Source organism: Candidatus Hydrogenedentota bacterium (assembly GCA_019637335.1).
Taxonomy (GTDB): domain Bacteria; phylum Hydrogenedentota; class Hydrogenedentia; order Hydrogenedentales; family JAEUWI01; genus JAEUWI01.
In genome coordinates, this window is the sequence record JAHBVV010000027.1 from 83,703 (window position 1) to 101,269 (window position 17,567).

General features: G+C 65.2%; 14 protein-coding genes and 1 pseudogene. 7 read left to right on the forward strand and 8 right to left on the reverse strand.

Translation table 11 applies throughout. From position 1 onward, the window contains the following. The first annotated feature begins 17 nt into the window (after nt 1-17). Nucleotides 18-1,292 (forward strand): acetylxylan esterase, encoded by a 1,275-nt coding sequence (locus KF886_21935; GenBank protein MBX3180020.1) that lies wholly within the window; start codon nt 18-20, stop codon nt 1,290-1,292. A 486-nt stretch (nt 1,293-1,778) separates the two neighbouring features. Here the strand turns inward: KF886_21935 and KF886_21940 are convergent, their stop codons facing one another. From KF886_21940 to KF886_21975, 8 genes and pseudogenes are all read right to left on the reverse strand, one after another. Next, entirely contained in the window at nt 1,779-3,020 is a 1,242-nt protein-coding gene (locus tag KF886_21940) for a hypothetical protein (protein MBX3180021.1), read from the reverse strand. 39 nt (nt 3,021-3,059) lie between these two features. Beyond that, entirely contained in the window at nt 3,060-4,325 is a 1,266-nt protein-coding gene (locus KF886_21945; protein ID MBX3180022.1) for a hypothetical protein, read from the reverse strand. Nucleotides 4,326-4,351: 26 nt separating this feature from the next. Then, nucleotides 4,352-5,527 (reverse strand): hypothetical protein, encoded by a 1,176-nt coding sequence (locus KF886_21950; GenBank protein ID MBX3180023.1) that lies wholly within the window; start codon nt 5,525-5,527, stop codon nt 4,352-4,354. A 25-nt stretch (nt 5,528-5,552) separates the two neighbouring features. Further along, entirely contained in the window at nt 5,553-6,833 is a 1,281-nt protein-coding gene (locus tag KF886_21955) for a hypothetical protein (protein ID MBX3180024.1), read from the reverse strand. A gap of 236 nt (nt 6,834-7,069) precedes the next feature. Next, a pseudogene (locus KF886_21960) lies at nt 7,070-7,234 on the reverse strand (DUF1559 domain-containing protein). 85 nt (nt 7,235-7,319) lie between these two features. Continuing rightward, nucleotides 7,320-7,511, reverse strand: coding sequence for a hypothetical protein (locus KF886_21965; protein MBX3180025.1), 192 nt, complete (start codon nt 7,509-7,511; stop codon nt 7,320-7,322). Between the two features lie 39 nt (nt 7,512-7,550). Beyond that, nucleotides 7,551-7,733: a bacteriocin gene (locus tag KF886_21970; protein ID MBX3180026.1), complete on the reverse strand. Its 183-nt coding sequence runs from the start codon at nt 7,731-7,733 to the stop codon at nt 7,551-7,553. Between the two features lie 890 nt (nt 7,734-8,623). After that, entirely contained in the window at nt 8,624-10,165 is a 1,542-nt protein-coding gene (locus KF886_21975; protein MBX3180027.1) for an arylsulfatase, read from the reverse strand. Between the two features lie 605 nt (nt 10,166-10,770). Between KF886_21975 and KF886_21980 the strand changes: the two genes are divergently transcribed. The 6 genes from KF886_21980 (at nt 10,771) to lepB (ending at nt 17,406) form a co-directional block, all read left to right on the forward strand. Beyond that, nucleotides 10,771-11,112: an STAS domain-containing protein gene (locus tag KF886_21980; protein ID MBX3180028.1), complete on the forward strand. Its 342-nt coding sequence runs from the start codon at nt 10,771-10,773 to the stop codon at nt 11,110-11,112. A 16-nt stretch (nt 11,113-11,128) separates the two neighbouring features. Further along, nucleotides 11,129-13,135 (forward strand): protein kinase, encoded by a 2,007-nt coding sequence (locus KF886_21985; GenBank protein ID MBX3180029.1) that lies wholly within the window; start codon nt 11,129-11,131, stop codon nt 13,133-13,135. Next, a complete protein-coding gene (locus KF886_21990; GenBank protein MBX3180030.1) occupies nt 13,135-13,470 on the forward strand; it encodes a hypothetical protein in 336 nt (111 codons plus the stop codon). The genes KF886_21985 and KF886_21990 overlap by 1 nt, the downstream gene beginning before the upstream one ends. Before the next feature lie 98 nt (nt 13,471-13,568). Further along, nucleotides 13,569-14,948, forward strand: coding sequence for a sulfatase (locus KF886_21995; GenBank protein ID MBX3180031.1), 1,380 nt, complete (start codon nt 13,569-13,571; stop codon nt 14,946-14,948). Nucleotides 14,949-14,980: 32 nt separating this feature from the next. Continuing rightward, on the forward strand, nt 14,981-15,838 hold the full coding sequence (ppk2, locus tag KF886_22000) for a polyphosphate kinase 2 (GenBank protein ID MBX3180032.1): 858 nt from the start codon (nt 14,981-14,983) through the stop codon (nt 15,836-15,838). Between the two features lie 110 nt (nt 15,839-15,948). Further along, complete coding sequence (gene lepB / locus KF886_22005; GenBank protein MBX3180033.1) at nt 15,949-17,406, forward strand: signal peptidase I; 1,458 nt, start codon at nt 15,949-15,951, stop codon at nt 17,404-17,406. Nucleotides 17,407-17,567 lie beyond the last annotated feature (161 nt).

A 17,567-nucleotide genomic window follows, 5' to 3' on the forward strand; every position in this document is an offset into this window, starting at 1 on the left:
CCAGACGGAGCCAATCCATGAGAATCTCCTTGAAACACGCATTCATTGCGTTGTTCGCGCTCTCCATTGCCACGCCGTCCCCGGCGGATCCCGCCGCGGCCCGGGCCGAGCTCCGCGCCGCCCTGGGCGATGCCGTGTTTCAAGCGCCCGCCACGCATCCCGCGCCGGACTTCGACGAAGGCCCGATCCAGGGCATCTTCTACGACGCGCTCCCCTTCGAGGGCAAGCCCACGCGCGTCTTCGCCTACCTCGCGCTGCCCGAAGTCCCGCCGGGCGAGAAAGTCCCCGGCATGGTGCTCGTCCACGGCGGCGGCGGTACCGCCTACCTCGAATGGGTGCGCGTCTGGCATGATCGCGGCTACGCGGCCATCGCAATGGACCTCGAAGGCCAGCTCCCGCGCAACAACCACCCGGATCGCCCGCGCCACGATTTCAGCGGACCCGTCCGCACCGGCATGTTCGACGATATGGACCGCCCCCGGGAAGACCAATGGATGTTCCACGCCGTGGCCGATGTCCTCCTCGCGAATTCGCTCCTGCGCTCTCTGCCCGGCGTCGATCCGGATCGTATCGGGCTCACCGGCATCAGCTGGGGCGGCGTCGTGTCGAGCCTCGCCGCCGGCGTCGACGAACGCTTCGTCTTCGCCGCGCCCGTCTACGGCTGCGGCTACCTCTACGATTCCCTCGGCCACTTCCGCCGCATGGGCGCGGAAGAAGGCGACGACGCCAGCCTCGCGCTGCGCAAATTCTGGGATCCCGCGCGCTACTTCACCGGCGCCCCCAGGCCCATGCTCTGGGTCAACGGCGACAACGACCCGCATTTCTCCGCCGATATCCTGACCCGCTCACACGTCAGCGCGGGACCCGACTCCACCCTCACGATTCGCCCCCGCATGCCCCACGGCCACGGCCCCGGCTGGGAAGAAAAGTACGCCCCGGAAATCTACGCCCTCGCGGATCACCTCCTGAACGGATCCGGCGCCCCCCTCGCCCGCATCACCGAACAGCCCGCGCGCCGGGACGGCAACCAGATCGCCCTGCGCTTCGAAAGCGCCGTCCCCATCGCCGGGGCAACCCTCTACGCCTTGACCGCCCCCTACGAATACGCAAAACCCGAAGGCAAAAACTACTTCGACCTCGCCACCCACTTCGAGCCACACCCCGCCCAAATCGACACCGCAAACCAAACCGTCACCGCCACCCTCCCCGAAGGCTGCACCTGGTACTACATCAACCTCACCGACAACCGCGGCTGCATCGTCTCCTCAAATCTGACGCAGGTCAAGGAATAGCCAGGGGACTGCATCCGGCCCGACGGGGACTGCATCCGGCTGGCAAACAAGCCCACACCCGCAGCAACCACCCCCGAACCAGCCGGTGGCTGTACCCCCGGAGACCAAACCAGCTGGCGCCTGCTGCGCTGACAAAACACGCCTCAGCATCACCACGACTACCTCATACAAACCAGGTTACAGCATCACAAACAAGGAAGCGGCAAAGGCTGGGAGCGCAGGCGTCCCCGCCTGCCAGGCGGCGAAGCCGCCGTCCATTTTCCTCCTTAATGGGTAACGCTTCGCGTCACCCATTAAGGATGAAATAGGGACCCTGACCGTAGGCGCTCTTCTGGAGTCTCGCACGCTCAAGCCTTCGCGGCGGAGCCGCGGAGCTTGAACGTGGCGCCCGTGGCTCTTTTTGAGTCCCCGGGTGTACAGCCGTTCATGAAAGGCTGTACACCCGAAACCCTACGCCCGATAAGCAGCTGTACCCACCCCCGCCACCTACCCCCCTTCCCGCTCGACCTTCGCAAGATAAGCTTCGTTATGCGAATAGCTATCTCGAAAATTCATGGACGTCCCAACAACCACAAAATTGCCATCCCGCGCTTCGATGACCTGATACCCCTGCGTGCCGTAGTGCGCGCCGTAAACGCGGGAACGGTCGAACCCGCCGTCACCCGTCACCTCCAGCACGGCGATCGTTTCGCAGGCGGCGTCGGTATTGTTCTCCTCGACCGTGCCCACCAGCACATAGCCCCCGCCGCTTACCGCGATGGCCCCCTGAATCCGGTGGTAGCGCTCCAGAACAAGCAGCTTTTCCCAGATCACCTCCCCGTTCGCGTCCACCAGAATGGCCTGCGGTTCGCTGAAGCCGAAAGGCTGAAGGTCCGCGTAACCAGCGAGGAGAAATCCCCCCGTATCGGTCTCCACGAGTCCGCCCGCGTAGCCTATAAGCCCGATGCCATAACTCTTCCGCCACAACTGCCGGCCCTCGGCGTCGGTTTTCACCAGGTACAACGAAGAGAACCCCGTCGTCATCGACTCGGAATCACCCAGCAGCGCGAACCCACCGTCATCGGTGACCTCCAGGTCCACGGCATGGTCGTTGGCGGCGCCGCCATACGTGCGCGACCAGCGTATGTTGCCGTCAAAATCGGTCCGCAGCAACTCGTAATCCGTACCGCCCGATCCCCGGGAATCGGTCGTCCCCAGCAAGGCAAATCCATCCTCCAGCACCACGACATCCACGGCCTCGTTGAACCCTTCACGCCCGAACTTCTTTTCCCAGAGCAAAGCCCCGTCGCCATCAATGCGCGCCAGGTAGTAGTCACCCACCACCCTGTCGGTCTCTTTCTCGACCGCCCCCCGCGGGAAACTCAGGGAGCTGAAGAATACCACGACCCCATCGTCCGGAAGCACCGCAAGACGGAACCCCCTGTCCAGCCTGAGGCCGGTCTCGCCTTTCGCCTCCCATATCGGCTCGCCCTCGGGTGTGCGCCGCATGAGATAGGGCCTGCCAATTCCGGCGCCGTCCGTGGCCGATCCGGCCAGAAACAGATCGCCGTTGCTGGCTTCCCCGATGCTGGAAGCCGTTCGCGACGTGTTTGCCTCCGAGATGACAACCTCCCAGGCCGGCGTTTCCGTGGCGGGAATCTCGCCACAGATGCAATTCGCCAGCGGAAGCTTCAGCAGAATGGCCAGCAACAACAGCGCCGCCAGCCGCCCCGTACCGCGCCAGCGCATGGCGGATCCTTGACCGCTCGTCGATTCCGCGCACATGGATCACTCCCCTCCCGCGCGGAACTTCGCCAGGTAGACCGCGCTCTGGAAATCCTCGGGGTCATCATCGGGCATGAAGCCGCCACGCGCAACACCCGCCAGGACGTAACCGCCGTCGCGCACGGGAACCATGCGCCAGCTGTTAGTTTCATCCAACTCGCCAAACAACCGCGTACGGATATGCGCCCCGTCCCGGTCCGCTTCCATTGCGAACGCCGCGGAGCAAATGCTGAAGTACTCGCCCTCGGTATTCCCGGAGCCCGAGATCACAAAGCCGCCATCCGGCCCGGACGCGATCGCGCGGACGTTGTAGTAGCCATTGCCGCCCAGCACCTGTTCCCACTCGCGGCTACCGTCCGCGCTGGTCTTGACAAGGTAGGCCGGCCCGACGTTGCCCGCCAGTATGAAACCGCCGTCGGCGGTCTGCTGAAGCGCGCCCGCGAAGTTGTAGTTGGTGAAGCCGTAAGACTGATGCCACTCCTCCTCGCCATCCGCGCCGGCTTTCACCAGGTACAGATCGATTTCGCCACTGCCGAAGGACTCCGTCTCGCCGAGCATTGCGAAACCGCCATCCGCCGTAACGGCGAGGTCCGCGGCATCGTCGTTGGCGGAACCGCCGTAAGTGCGCGCCCACCGCACGGCGCCGTCGCCGCCGATCCGGATGAGCTCCATATCCGTGCCGCCGGATCCGGTGGAGTTGGTGGTCCCCAGGAGCGCGTAGCCATCCGCCAGCGCGGCAATGGCCACGGCGCGGTCATCGCGCGCGCCGCCAAAGCGCCGCTGCCAGAGGGTGTTCCCGTCCCCGTCCATCATGAGCAGAAAATAGTCCGATTCCGCCCGAAAGTCGCTGCCCGGGATCGCATTTCCGAATATGAGTGCGCCGCCCTCGGGCGTTGCGGCGAGGGCCACCCCCTCCAGGTGCAGGCCCGGCATGCCCACGTGCCGGATCCAGCGCGGATTACCAAACTCCGTGCGGCGCAGGGCGAGCGCCATGTCCCTGGTTTCTCCCTGATAGGAATAGCCGGTCACAAAGAGATCGCCCCCCGGACCTTCCGCGACCCCCCGGCCCACGAGATAACGATTCGGATTAACGATAGTCATCTCCCAATCCGGCGACTCGGTTTCGGGCACTTCGGTGCAGATGCCGCAGTTCCCGAGCGGGATCCCGAGGGGAATCGCCAGGCTGACGACGAATGCTAAGCGGAGCGCGCCGTGCCAGTTCATCCGGCCGCGGCCCTTCGGGGTATCACTCGGGTTGGTTTCTTGCACGTTTCTTCTCCGGATGGGTCAGCGCGCTATGGCGCGCGGGCGCGCAACACGAAAACTTCCTCGGGGCTCGTATACATATCGTCCAACTCGAACCCCGCAACGGTATAGACGCCGTCCTCCCCCTCGATCACGCTGGTCCCGTACGTGTTGCGCGCCGTGCGGACCCGCGCGCGCCAGGACACATTTCCGGCGCGAGTCAGTTTCATGAGGAACACTTCGCGGCCGCCCTCGGCGATATGTTTGTCGATATTGCCAACCAGCATGAATCCGCCATCGCGCGCGGGGTGAATTCGCACTAGATCGGTGCCGTATTGGTACAGCCCCGGTTCGCGGGTCCAGATCACGTTCCCGGACCCGTCCACCTTGGTGAAAAAGCCGGAAAAGCCGGCGTCGCCAACGATGATGAAGCCCCCGTCGTCGGTCTCCTGTAAATCGTAGCCCTCCGAAAACTCCAGAAGCGGCAGGGCGCGCGCCCACCGCTGCGCGCCGGAAGCGTCCGTCCGCACAAGATACGTCCGGGAGGCGCTGCTGTAGCTGTCGAATTCGCTGTCCCCCTGAAAGCCAAGGAGCGCGTAGCCGCCGTCACGCGTCGCGCACAGGCCGTGGGCCCCCTCGTAACGCGCGGTCCCGTAGGTCTGGCTCCATTCCTCATTGCCGGCGCCATCGGTCTTTATCAGGTACATGTCCATCTTGCCCGCGCCGAAGGACCGGGTATAGCCCGCCAGGGCGTAGCCGCCATCCGGCGTGCGGACAACCGTGTGGGCAAAATCGTAGCCGTCCCCGCCGTACGTATGGCTCCACCGTTCCTCGCCGTCGGGGCCCGCGCTCACGAAGTACGCGTCAAAGCGACCGGCCCCGCTGGATCGCGTCGCGCCCGCGGCCACAAAGCCCCCGTCCGGCTCGGCAAGAATCTCGAAGCCCTCCGACACGCCGGGACCGCCGTAGGTGCGCGTCCAGAGCAACTGGCCAGCGCTGTCCAGTTTCATAACGTACTGCGCCGCTTCTCCAAGACTGAACACATTGCGCGTCCCGGTCACGTACATGGCGCCGTCGGGCGCGATCGCCAGGTCCGAGACGCTTTTCCGGAGGCCATCGGGGTGGGAGCGGAATAGCAGGGGTGAAACGCTGGCGACCGCGGCGTCTTCCGGGGGTTCGGGCAGTTCCGGGCAGCCCGCAAGCCCCACGGCGCACAAAGCCGCCACGTAAAGGTTTCTGCGCACACAGGTGTCAGTAGCCATCGGCGTTGACCTTTACCAGGTAGAGCACGGTCTGCTCCTGGCCGCCCTCCAGCAGGTATTCGCTGGAGTCGCCCGCCAGGACCCAACCGCCATCGTGGGCGGTGATGACACCATGGCCGCCCGCCAGGCCGAACAGCGGCGCGTAGTTGCGGGTCCAGCGCACATTGCCCTGCGCATCCGTCCGGGTGAGGTGGGCCGTGCTCCCGCAGAACCCCGCGTTCATCCCCGTGAGCATAAAGCCGCCATCGGGCGCCGCGGCCACGGCCTCGACGGTACGGAACAGATCGACCCGCAGGCGCCGCTCCCACGCCACAGCCCCCGACGCGTCGAGTTTCAACAGGTACGGGGTGTTGCGCTCGTGGCCGGCCACCATGTATCCCCCGCCGGGAACCGGCTGGATGGCGCGCACATCGCGCTCCCCGATCGCGCCGTAGGACTGGCTCCAGCGCTGGTCCCCCGAGGCGTCCACCGCCACGAGAACCAGCTCCGGATCGCCAACGCCAGCGGACGCCGATTCACCCAACAGCGCAAAGCCGCCATCACCGGAGGGCGCCAGGCCGATCGCCCGTTCGTTTCCGTCGCCGCCGTACGCCGCCGACCAGAGCGCGTTGCCGTCCTGGTCCAGCTGCACGAGCTGCATATCGAAGTTGCCGTCCCCCGCCAGGTCGGCGGTTCCGAGTACGAGGGGGCCATCCCCGGTTAACAGCATGTCTGCGGCCACATCGTTGTAATCGCCGCCAAAGCGCCGTTCCCACCGGGCTTCCCCCGAGGGGTCGGTGCGAATCAGGTAGTAATCGGCCTGCTGAAACGTGTCGTACGCGTGACCGATGGTGGCAAGCACCAGAATATCCCGGTCGGGCGCGATGGCGACCCGAACCGCGCGCTCGCTTTCACCATCGCTCCCGAATACGCGACGCCATTTCGGATTGCCCGCGGTATCCGTCCGAACCAGCAACACGTCGTAGGCGGAATCCCCGATGGAGGTAAACCCGCCAACGAGGAAATCACCGTTGCTCGCCTGCGCGATGGTCCGCCCGAAGTCGCTCGCGCCGGGTTCCGCCAGCGCGCGGATCCATTCCGCGGGATCCGGCCCGCATTCGGCCAACGGGTCAAAAAACAGGAAGCACCCGCTCAATCCCGCGCAGGGGATTACCGCCGCGAGACACGCCAGGGCATGAAAAAAGCGCCGCGCGCCAGAACCCGCGTTCGCCACAGCCGTTCTGGTGAAGGAATCGTGTCCACCCGCATACTCCCCTACGGCATTGCCCACATAGTCTCCTCCGCGGCCGGGACCCTCGCATTTCAATTGAGACGGCGGCGAATGTCCTCCTCCTGCCGCATCCCGTTGCGAATCGTCCCTCCGCTTCAGTGTAGGCCATCCGGGCGGGGCCGTCAATCACTTTTTTCGCCCCGAAATACAAGGCGAGGCCCCGATTCGTTAACCGGGGCCCCGCAAATCTATCTCGAACGCGCCTGGGCCATTGGCCCGCGCGGAAATCAGCGGACGTCGTTGTAGCTGTGCAACGCAATTCCGATCTGCTTGAGGTTGTTGCTCGATTCGAGCCGCGCCGCCGCCTCGCGCACCTTTTGCACCGCCGGCAGCAGCAGGCCGCCGCGCACGCCGCTCAGTTCATCTTCGCTCAGGGTCACTTCGTTCTTCAGTTCGTTCATTTCGATCTGGGCCATGGTGTTGACCTCCTCGTTTCGTTTCCCGCGCCCCCCGGCGCGGCTTCCTCAGTATCCCCGCGGGCTCCCGTTAGAAGCCGGTGATGTTGTCCTGGATCGTGCGCACCGAACCGTCGCCGAGCGCCGCCGTGGTCGTCGTCCGCGCCGCCGCCTCCCGCACCTTCTGCACCGCCGGAAGCAGCAGGCCGCCGCGCACATCCGTCAGTTCGCCTTCGCTCAGGGTCACTTCGTTCTTCAGTTCATTCATTTCGATCTGGGCCATGGCGGCGTCCTCCGTGGTTATTTTCGTTCCGCGCCCGAATTAGAATGTGCGCACCGAGCCATCGCCCAGAAGGAACGTGTTCGACGTGCCGTCCGTGATGGACGCCGTGCGCACCTTCTGCACCGCCGGAAGCAGCAGGCCAATCCCGCCCTTGACATGCTGGAGTTCTTCTTCCGTTATCGTGAATTCTTCGTTCAGGTCGTTGATCGTGATGTCTGCCATGGTTCTTTCCTCTGTCCCCTGCACGGGGACCTGGTTAATCTCTTATTACGCGCTCGTGGATTCAATCGAGGCCGCGCGGTGGGCGCGGCCCCGGCGTCGGGACTAGCGGACCTTCTGGACCGCCGGAAGCAGCAGCCCAATAAGAATGCCGCCCTTCACCTGGCTCACTTCTTCCTCGGTCATCGTAAACTCTTCGTTCAGGTCGTTGATCGTAATTTCAGCCATCGTTCAATCCTCCGTCCCCTGCTCAGGGACCTCGTTATATCCAAACTACTCGGTTGTTGCTGCGTTCACTGCTGCGCGACGCGCATGCCCAACGCAAAGCGGCTTTCGTGCCAAAATCTAATAACTACGTAAATTATTGACACAACATACCTTACAGCACACGGGCAACAGCCGCCCGGAGGAGCCAACGTGGAATCGAAGCACAAACAACATTAAAACAAGACCACATAGCCCTGATTCGGTACACCCCTGCAGCCTTCAGGCCCTGTGGAGCCCACGCAGACAAGGGACGTACCCGCGCGCAAACGCGCGATCCTGGAAAGCGCACGGTGGCGTCAAACGAACACCTGCATTCCAAACGGCAATCGCCGCCAATGCGGGGGTACGTCCCGGCCGGGGTAGCGCCAATCCACCCCGCATCATCAAGCTTCCGCGGCCTACCTCAACCGGGACGGGCACGCGCCCTGCGGCTCACGTGGACAACGCCCGCGCCGATCCATGGACGCCCATCCGACGATACCAACCCAAGCCCACCGGCGCGAGTCCGTCCCTTGGTCGCATCCACCTATTGCCACCATCGGGCGCCAACGTGGGCTGGAAGTCCGCCGTAGGCTGGTCGACCTTCCAGGTTGTCGCCACGCGTCAAGAGCGACGGTACTCCCCCCTCAAACCGGATAATTCGGCGACTTCAGGATCGATTGCGGCCGGAGCGCCAGCTTGCCGTCCTTCACCCATTCCTCACCCCGATGCTCCAGGTGCGCAATCAATCGCTCACGCCACGTGTGCAACGTATCCGCGTGCGCCGGGTCGCCGGCCAGGTCATGGATCTCGCCCGGATCCTTTTCCAGGTCAAACAGTTGCTCTTCCCCGTCGAACGCGTGGAAAATGTACTTGATCCGCCCGTCCGTGAGCCCGCTCCAATGGTTGCGCTCGCCGTAGCAGATATCGTGCTCGAGGTCGATCCATGGGCGCCAGTCGTCCGCGCCGCGAATCGCGTCGATCAAACTGCGACCGTCAATCGGATGTTCAATCGCCGCACCGGCCGCCTCCGCGAAAGTAGGCAGGATATCGCGGATCTCGACCGGCACACGCAGCGTCTGGCCGCGCGGCGCATCCACCATGCCCTCCGGCCAGCGCACTATCATCGGAATACGCGCGGAGGCTTCGTAGGCGTAGGACTTCCGCCAGAGGTGGTGATCGCCGGTCATGTCGCCGTGGTCGGAGGTGTACAGGATCAGCGTATTCTCCAGCATCCCGCGCGCCTCCAGGGCCTCCAAAACACGACCGATCTCCTCGTCCACATGGGACACACTGCCATAGTACCCCTGGCGCGAGTGGCGGACCTGATCCGCGCCCAGGTCGCCATGCCAGATGTTCTCGCTGTCATCGCTCCGCGGACGGTAGCGCTCCGCCCACTTTCCGACATGGGCGGCGGGCAGTTTCTTGTCCTGGTAAAAATCCATCCAGCGCTTCGGCGGATCCCAGGGCGAATGCGGGCGCACAAACGAAACCTTCAGAAAGAAAGGCTCCGGGCGCTCGTACGTCTCGATAAAGCGCCGCGCGACCTCCCCGGTCCAGTGCGTGGGGTGCAGCGCCTCCGGCAGCGCGTAGGGCGCCGCCCGGTACGAGTTCGAGCTGATGCCCGTCGCGCGCACCTCCAGATTCGGCGCCTCCGAAGCGAACCAGGCCCGGTAGTCACTGCGGAACTCGGGGGAATCCTCGCGGCTGGCCTCGTCGAGGATCAGGTTGTGAAATCCGTGCCCGCCGCGCTGCGGCGACCAGTGCATCTTCCCAACCGCCAGCGTGTGGTAACCCGCGTCCCGCAGCACCCGCGGCATTTCGACCGGGTACTGCTCCGGCACCTTGGAATACCCGAGCATACCGTGGTTCCACGGGTTCATCCCGGTAAGCAGCGCCGCCCGCGCCGGCGTGCAGGTCGGCGTCGTCGAATACGCGCAACGAAACAGCGCCCCCTCCCGCGCCAGCCGGTCCATGTTCGGCGTGTGGATCGCCGCGTTCCCATCCGCCCCCACGCAATCGCCCCGGTGCTGGTCCGACATCAGAAACAGAATGTTCGGCCGGGCCGTGTGCGCGCGCGGCGCGGCGGTTGCCGGGGATTGCGCCAGAGTTGCCGCGCCGGCGCCAAAAGCGCCAGCTTGTATAAACGCGCGGCGGCTGACGCCGCGCGGGCGGGACGTGCTGGACATGGGTAGCCTCCTCGTTGGTGCTTCGGGCATCCTGATGGATGCCGAACGAGAATTTCAAGCAAACAGGGGGACTGCATCCGGCTGGCAAGCAAGCCCACACCCGCAGCAATCCACCCCCAAACCAGCCGGTGGCTGTACCCCAAAAAAGGGACTGCATCCAGCCCAAGGGGACTGCATCCGGCTGGCAAGCAAGCCCACACCCGCAGCAACCACCCCCAAACCAGCCGGTGGCTGTACCCCCAAAAAGGGGACTGCATCCGGCCCAGGGGGACTGCATCCGGCTGGCAAGCAAGCCCACCCCCGGAGCAACCACCCCCAAACCAGCCGGTGGCTGTACCCCAAAAAAGGGGACTGCATCCGGCCCAGGGGGACTGCATCCGGCTGGCAAGCAAGCCCACACCCGCAGCAATCCACCCCCAAACCAGCCGGTGGCTGTACCCCAAAAAAGGGACTGCATCCGGCCCAGGGGGACTGCGTCCGGCTGGCAAGCAAGCCCAAACCAGCCGGTGGCTGTACCCCGGGAACAATCGCAAAGTGGCCCATGGCAAACAAAATTCGCTACACTGCCCGCATACCCAAATCCCGGCCCGAATGATTGAGGACCCATGCAGATTTCCCGCGATTCCATGCCCGACGCCAGCCTATTGAGCCTGGTCGGTCGCCTCGACGAACTGGCGACCGCCGAGGTGGAACAGGCATTTACCAATGTGCTGAACAACGAGAATCAGGGCCTCATTGTGGACCTCGCGGGCGTCGAATACGTCAGCAGCAGCGGCCTTCGGGTCCTCCTCATGCTGATGAAGGCCATGAAGAACCAGCAGCGCCCGTTGAAACTCTGCAACCTGAGTCCCTTCGTGGCCGAGGTCTTTGAAGTGAGCAATTTCGCCGTACTCTTCGACATCTACGACAGCCTCGACGCCGCAAAGCGCGCGTCCGGCGACGCCTGAACGGCGGCCCGCCGCAATGATCGGCGACACGCCCGAGAACGAGGCCCCGCCCCACCATTCCCGACCCGAGCTATTCGAGGCGATCGCCGCGCACGACCAGAAGACCGAACTGCTTAAAAAAGGGCACGCGAATATCTCGACGTTCATCGTCGGCGACCCCCAGGTGGTGGAGATCGCGGAGAACTGGCATCTGGGATACCGCCTCGACGACCGTTTCGAGATCGTGGAGATTCGCGGCGGCAAGGGCTCCAGCGGCATGGGCATCGTCTTCATCGTGGAGGACGATCGCGGCGGGCGCCACGCCGTGAAGACCCTCCAGCGCCGCTTCCGGCGCGAGCTCTACCTCCTGCGGCGCTTCGTCCGCGAGGCCCGCACCTGGATGCTCGCCGGCGACCACCCGAATATCGTCCGGGCCGAGCGCCTCGAAATTATCGAAGCCGCCCCCTGCCTGTTCATCGAGTGGGTGCCTTCCGACGAGCACGGCGCACACTCCGTCGCGCAGCGCCTCGCGCGCGGGCCGCTCTCCGTGGCCGAAACCCTCGACGTCGCCCACCAGTGCTGCCAGGGCATGTGCCACGCCACCCGCGCCGTGCCCGGACTCGTCCACCGCGATCTCAAGCCCGAGAACCTGCTCTCCGGCCCCGACGGGATCGTCAAGATTACCGATTTCGGGCTGGTGCGCACGCAGGCCCTGGCGGACGACAGCCTGGAGCAGTGGGCGCAGTCCGATCTGTTCACCGATCTGCCGCAGGACATCACGCACGCGGGCACGATCTTCGGCACCCCCGCCTACATGGCCCCCGAGCAGTTTACGCGAGCGGGCGAGGTGGACTTCCGCGCCGATATCTACGCCCTCGGCTGCTGCCTCTACGAATGCCTGACCGGCCTGCCCCCCTTCATCGTGCCGAGCGGCAGCACCATCGAGCGCCTCCTGGCGATCAAGCGCATGCACCTGGTGGAACCGCCGCGCCCCCTGCGCGAGGTGATGGGCGCGGCCTGTCCCCCCGCGCTCGACGCCCTGATACGGCGCTGCCTTGCAAAGGACCCGCGCGAACGATGGCGCAGCTACGAGGAGTTGGGCGTCGCGGTGTTGAGCCTGATGGACAGCCTGGGACTCCACCCGCGCGAAATCCCGGACCCCAGCCCCACCCCGGCGGAGATCGCCGCGCAGATGCGCTCCATTTCGCTGCTGGAAGGCTACGACCAGGCCATCCACATGCGAAAGCTCCGTGAAGGGCAAGAGGAAAGCCCTTACGCCTTTCATCTCGCCCTCGCCTCCTACTTCCACTGCGCCGGCGATCGCCGGGAAGAGGAAGAGCAGCTTTCCAAGGCCCTCTCCGTGCGGGGCGCCAGCGCCGGCTACGAAGCCGTGCGACGCCTCGCGGATCTCTGGATTCGCCAGGGACACGCACCGCGCGCGGATGCGCTGCTGAAGGCCTGGCGCCAGCAAATGCCCGACGCCCTGGAGCATGTCCTCGAGCCCGCCGTCCGCGCCGCCTGCGCCTGCGGGCGAACGGACGATGCTCTCGATATGATCGCGCCCTTTCCGGACAACTTTCGCACGCAACTCCTCCGCGCGGAAATCATGCGCGCCCGCGACGACTGCGGCGGCCTGCGCGCGCTGTTGGACGCCATGCGCGACACCCTGCTCGCCGAGACCCGGCGCAAGATCGCGGGCATCGCCCCGGGAGCCGTCGTCGGCTGGGGCCGCGAAGGTGATCGCGACGCCTTTATCCAGGTGCTGGCGGAGGTGGACCCCGGCCTCGATACACGCATACTCACCCAAACCGGACAAGCCATCTGGCCCGACATCGGCGGCTATCCGGACTTCGCCCCGGAAGTCGCGTGGCTCTCGTATGTCTTCGGCGAGATCGCGGCGATGGAAAATGGCGATTCCGGCGCGCGCCAGGCCGATCACGCGCGCACCCTCGGGTATCCCGGCCGCCTGGAGGACCATCTCGAACGCGACGAATACTGGTTCTGGATGCGCGAATCCCAGTTCGCCAAACCCCGGAGCGCCTGATGGAAGATCGCCTCCTCCAACAGGCGGAACAGGCCCTCGTCGCGCACTGGGAAATCGCGCCGCTCGGCGTCTCGCCCTACGATCTCAACCGCCAGCTCCTGCTGGAGGCCCTGGCCGAAAGGATCGGCTACCTCCTGCACCACCGCCACGAAAAGCTCCTCACCGCGCTCTACATTCTCGACATCGGCGAATCCGCCTACAACCGCGCCATGGAGCAGGACACCATGGAAGACCGCGCCTGGGCCCTCGCCGAGGCGGTGTACGACCGCGAGACCGAGAAGATCCGCATGCGCGAAAAATACGCCCGGGAATACCGGCGGGAAGAGCTGGAATAACGGCTGCACCAGCTCTCCAGCGGCCCGCTTGAACCGCCGCCCCTCCTGCGCCCACTATAGTGCCCGGTAAGCATGCTGCAAAGGAGGGTGTCCCCGCCATGTCCCTGTCACGCCGCCAGTTCCTCGGAGCAACCCTGGGCGCCGCCGCGATCACAGCCAGCCCCGCGCACGCGGAACCCACCGGCGGCCCCCCGAACATCGTGTTTCTCTTCTCCGACGACCACAGCGTCCCGGATCTCGGCTGCTATGACAACAGCGCGATCCGCACGCCGAACCTGGACGCCCTCGCGGCAACGGGCCTGCGCCTGGATCGCGCGTATGTCACCAGCCCCCAGTGCAGTCCGAGCCGGGCCAGCATCCTTACCGGGCGAACGCCCCACGCGGTGAATGCCTCGCGATTGCACCAGAACGTCACGCCGGACGTCCCGAACCTCCCCCGCCTCCTGAAACAGGCGGGTTACCACACCGGCGCGCTCCGGAAAGTCCACCAGAACCACATCCAGAAGGACTTCGACTACTACGGGAACCACCGCGCGCCGCTGGAGGAATTCTTCGCGCAGCGCCCGAAGGACCAGCCCTTTTTCCTCTGGTTCGGCTCGACGGATCCCCACCGGGACTACGCGCCGGGCGCGGTGGATCCGCCCCACGACCCCGCAGCCCTCGATGTGCCGGAATTCCTGGCCGACACCCCCGAAACACGCCAGGATCTGGCCCTCTACTATGATGAAATCGGGCGATTCGACCGCGAATGCGGCGAAATCCTCGCGCTCCTCGAAGCAAATGGCCTCCGCGAAAACACGCTCGTCGTCATGTCCGCGGACAACGGCATGCCCTTCCCCCGCGCGAAAGCCACGCTCTACGAGCCCGGTATTCGCGTGCCGCTGATCGCCAACTGGCCGGGCGTCATCGCGCCGGGGCGCACGTCGAGCGCGCTCGTGTCGCTGATGGACCTGACGCGAACCTGGCTTGATGCCGCCGGCGCGCCCGCCCCCGAGTCCCTGGAAGGGCATTCGCTCCTCCCACTCTTTCGCGGCGAATCCGAATCGGTCCGGGAAATGGTGTTCTCCGAGCGGAACTGGCACGACAACTGGGATCCCGTGCGCTGTGTCGTAACAGACCGCTACAAACTCATTCAGAACTACCGCCTCGACGTGGGCTGTATCCCGAGCCTCGACCTGTTGCGCTCGCCGAGCTTCCAGTCCATCAGGGAACTCGCAAAACAGGACCTGCTCGATGGCCCGCTCCGCTGGTACCACGCAACCTCGCGGCCTCCCGTGGAGCTGTACGACCTGGAGGCGGATCCAGGCGAGTGGAACAACCTGGCGGGTCAACCCGAGCAACGGGAACGCGTGGAAGCGCTGCAAAAGGCCCTGGGGAATTGGATGAATGAAACCGGAGACTTCCTGCCGCCACCGGCCGCGGCCTACGGCAGGGATCGCGCTGAAACGCTCAATGGGGACGCAATCTGGTGGGAATAGTCGATTAACAACGGCGCAAAGGGAACCACGCCATGAACGACAAGAAACGCAGCAAGAAAGAGAAGAAGCACGAAAAGAAGCGCGAAAGGGAGGAACAGCCCGGCCCCGAACTCAAGTCCATCTCGAATAAGGACTACGAAAAGGCGCTCGGCAAGCTCCAGGTCGAACTGGTCAAACTCCAGGAATGGATCAGGGCGAGCGGACTGAAAGTCGTCGTAATCTTCGAGGGCCGCGACGCCGCCGGCAAGGGCGGCGCCATCAAGCGCATCACCGAATGCCTCAATCCCCGTGTCTGCCGCGTGGTCGCCCTGGGCACGCCCACCGAGCGCGAAAAAAGCCAGTGGTATTTTCAGCGCTACGTCCCCCACCTCCCCGCCGCCGGCGAAATGGTCCTCTTCGACCGCAGCTGGTACAACCGCGCCGGCGTCGAACGGGTCATGGGCTTCTGCACCGACGAGGAGCTACACGAGTTCTTCCGCACCTGCCCCGAATTCGAGCGCATGCTGATCCGCTCGGGGATCATCCTGATCAAGTACTGGTTCTCGGTCAGCGACGAAATCCAGGAGGAGCGATTCCGCGCCCGCCTGACCGACCCCACCAAGCGCTGGAAGCTCAGCCCGATGGACCTGGCCTCGCTGAAAAAGTGGGTCGAGTACTCGAAAGCCAAGGACGATATGTTCAACCACACGGACATCAAGCAGGCCCCCTGGTTCGTCGTGAACGCGGACGTGAAAAAGCGCGCGCGCCTCAACTGCATCGCCCACCTGCTCGGCCAGATCCCGTACGAGGACTTGACCCCCGAAGCGATCGAATTGCCCGAGCGCGTCATCGACACCAGCTACGTCCGCCCGCCCATCAGTGACCAGACCTTCGTCCCGGAGGTGTACTGACCACGCGCAGCGCCCGCAATCGTATCAAGCAAGCGGCGGTTCGAAATCCGCCGCGTTTTCCGCTATGATACGGGGCTTTCGGGGGCATCCCCGACATCCCAGGAGCGCCCATGGGCCAGACGCCTGCACAAAATAGTCCCGAGGCCCCGCAGCCAACCGAACACACGCCCGCGTCGCGCGCGTATCGCATCGTCGGCGCGACCTTCACCGTCGCGGGCGGCGCCCTCTTGTTTGCGCGGCGCTACGGCGTCGTTGAACCGCCGGAGTGGCTCTACTACACCGCCGTCGCCGCCCTCTTTCTCGGGATCATCCAGTGGGCGCTGGGCTATATGACCGCCGACGCCGCGCGCGATTGGAACAAGAGCCTCATCTTCGCCCTGGCCCTCGCCCTCCTCATCCGCTGGCCCATCGCCGAGCCCTACCGCATACCCTCCGGCTCGATGGAGACCACGCTGCACGGGGACCCGAATTTCGGCAAAGGCGACCGCGTCTTCGTCAACAAGTGGATCTACGGCGTCCGATACCCCTTCCTGAACAAGCGCATCTGGTATGGAAAAGCTCCCGATCGCTGGGACATCGTCGTGTTCAAATCCGTGGAGCCCGACGCAGAACATCCCACCCTCGTCAAGCGGATCGTCGGCATGCCCGGGGAACAGTTCCACATCAGCGGCGGCCGCGTCTACATCGATGGCGAGCCACTGGAGGTCCCCGACTTCATGCCGCCGGACACCTTCTATACCTCCGGCTACGGCATGCGCTACGGCGTGCTCCCGGAACCAGAATACTCCCGGATCCCGGAAGGCCATTACCTCGTGCTCGGCGACAACAGCGCGCACAGCCGAGACGGGCGCTACTTCGGCTGGCTGCCCAACGAGCACATCGTGGGCCGGGTCGCCTCGATCTGGTGGCCACCCCCGCGATGGCGCGATTTCACCGGCTTCTCAAGTTCCTGGTGGTGGAACGGCATGCTCCTGCTGCTCGCGGGCTACACCGCCGTCCGCCTCTTCGCCGGACGCTCCTGGCCCGTCCTGAACGCTGCGCGCAACGGCGTCGACCACCTCTTCATCAACTTCCTCGCCTTCGGTTTCCGCGTCCCCTTCACTCTCTGGAAGATCCGCCATTGGGGCGCGCCCCGGCGCGGCGATCTCGTGCTCTACCGACCCGCCGGAGAAGCCCGCAACGATCACGAGCTGCTGATCGGGCGCGTCGCCGCACTCGGCGGTGAAGAGGTCGCCATCGACGGCGATCGACTGCGCGTCAACGGCGCCCCCCTCAACGGCGCCGCCTGGGCCGCCACCCCAATTCGCCCCCTGGAAGACAACCTGCACCGCTACGCCCGCCACGGCGCCCCCGAAACGGAAAACCGCGTGCCCGAAGGCGCCCTCTTCCTCATCAGCGATTGCCCCGACGTCGAAGGCGCCATCGACAGCCGCACTATGGGCTTCATCCCAGAACGCGACCTCTTCGGACGCGCCGCCTGCGTCTGGTGGCCCCCCCAGCGCGCCCGCAAACTGAGTCCAGGGGGACTGGCTCCCGAGCCCCAACCACCCCGGCCGCGTAAGCGGTAGAGATCACCCCAAAGCGAGGGTGCCTGTACCCGCAACAAAAAACACTCAAACCGCAAAAGCGCCGCCATGGGGACTGGCTCCCGAGCCCCAACCACCCCGGCCGCAAAAGCGCCGCCATGGGGACTGGCTCCCGAGCCCCAACCACCCCGGCCGCGTAAGCG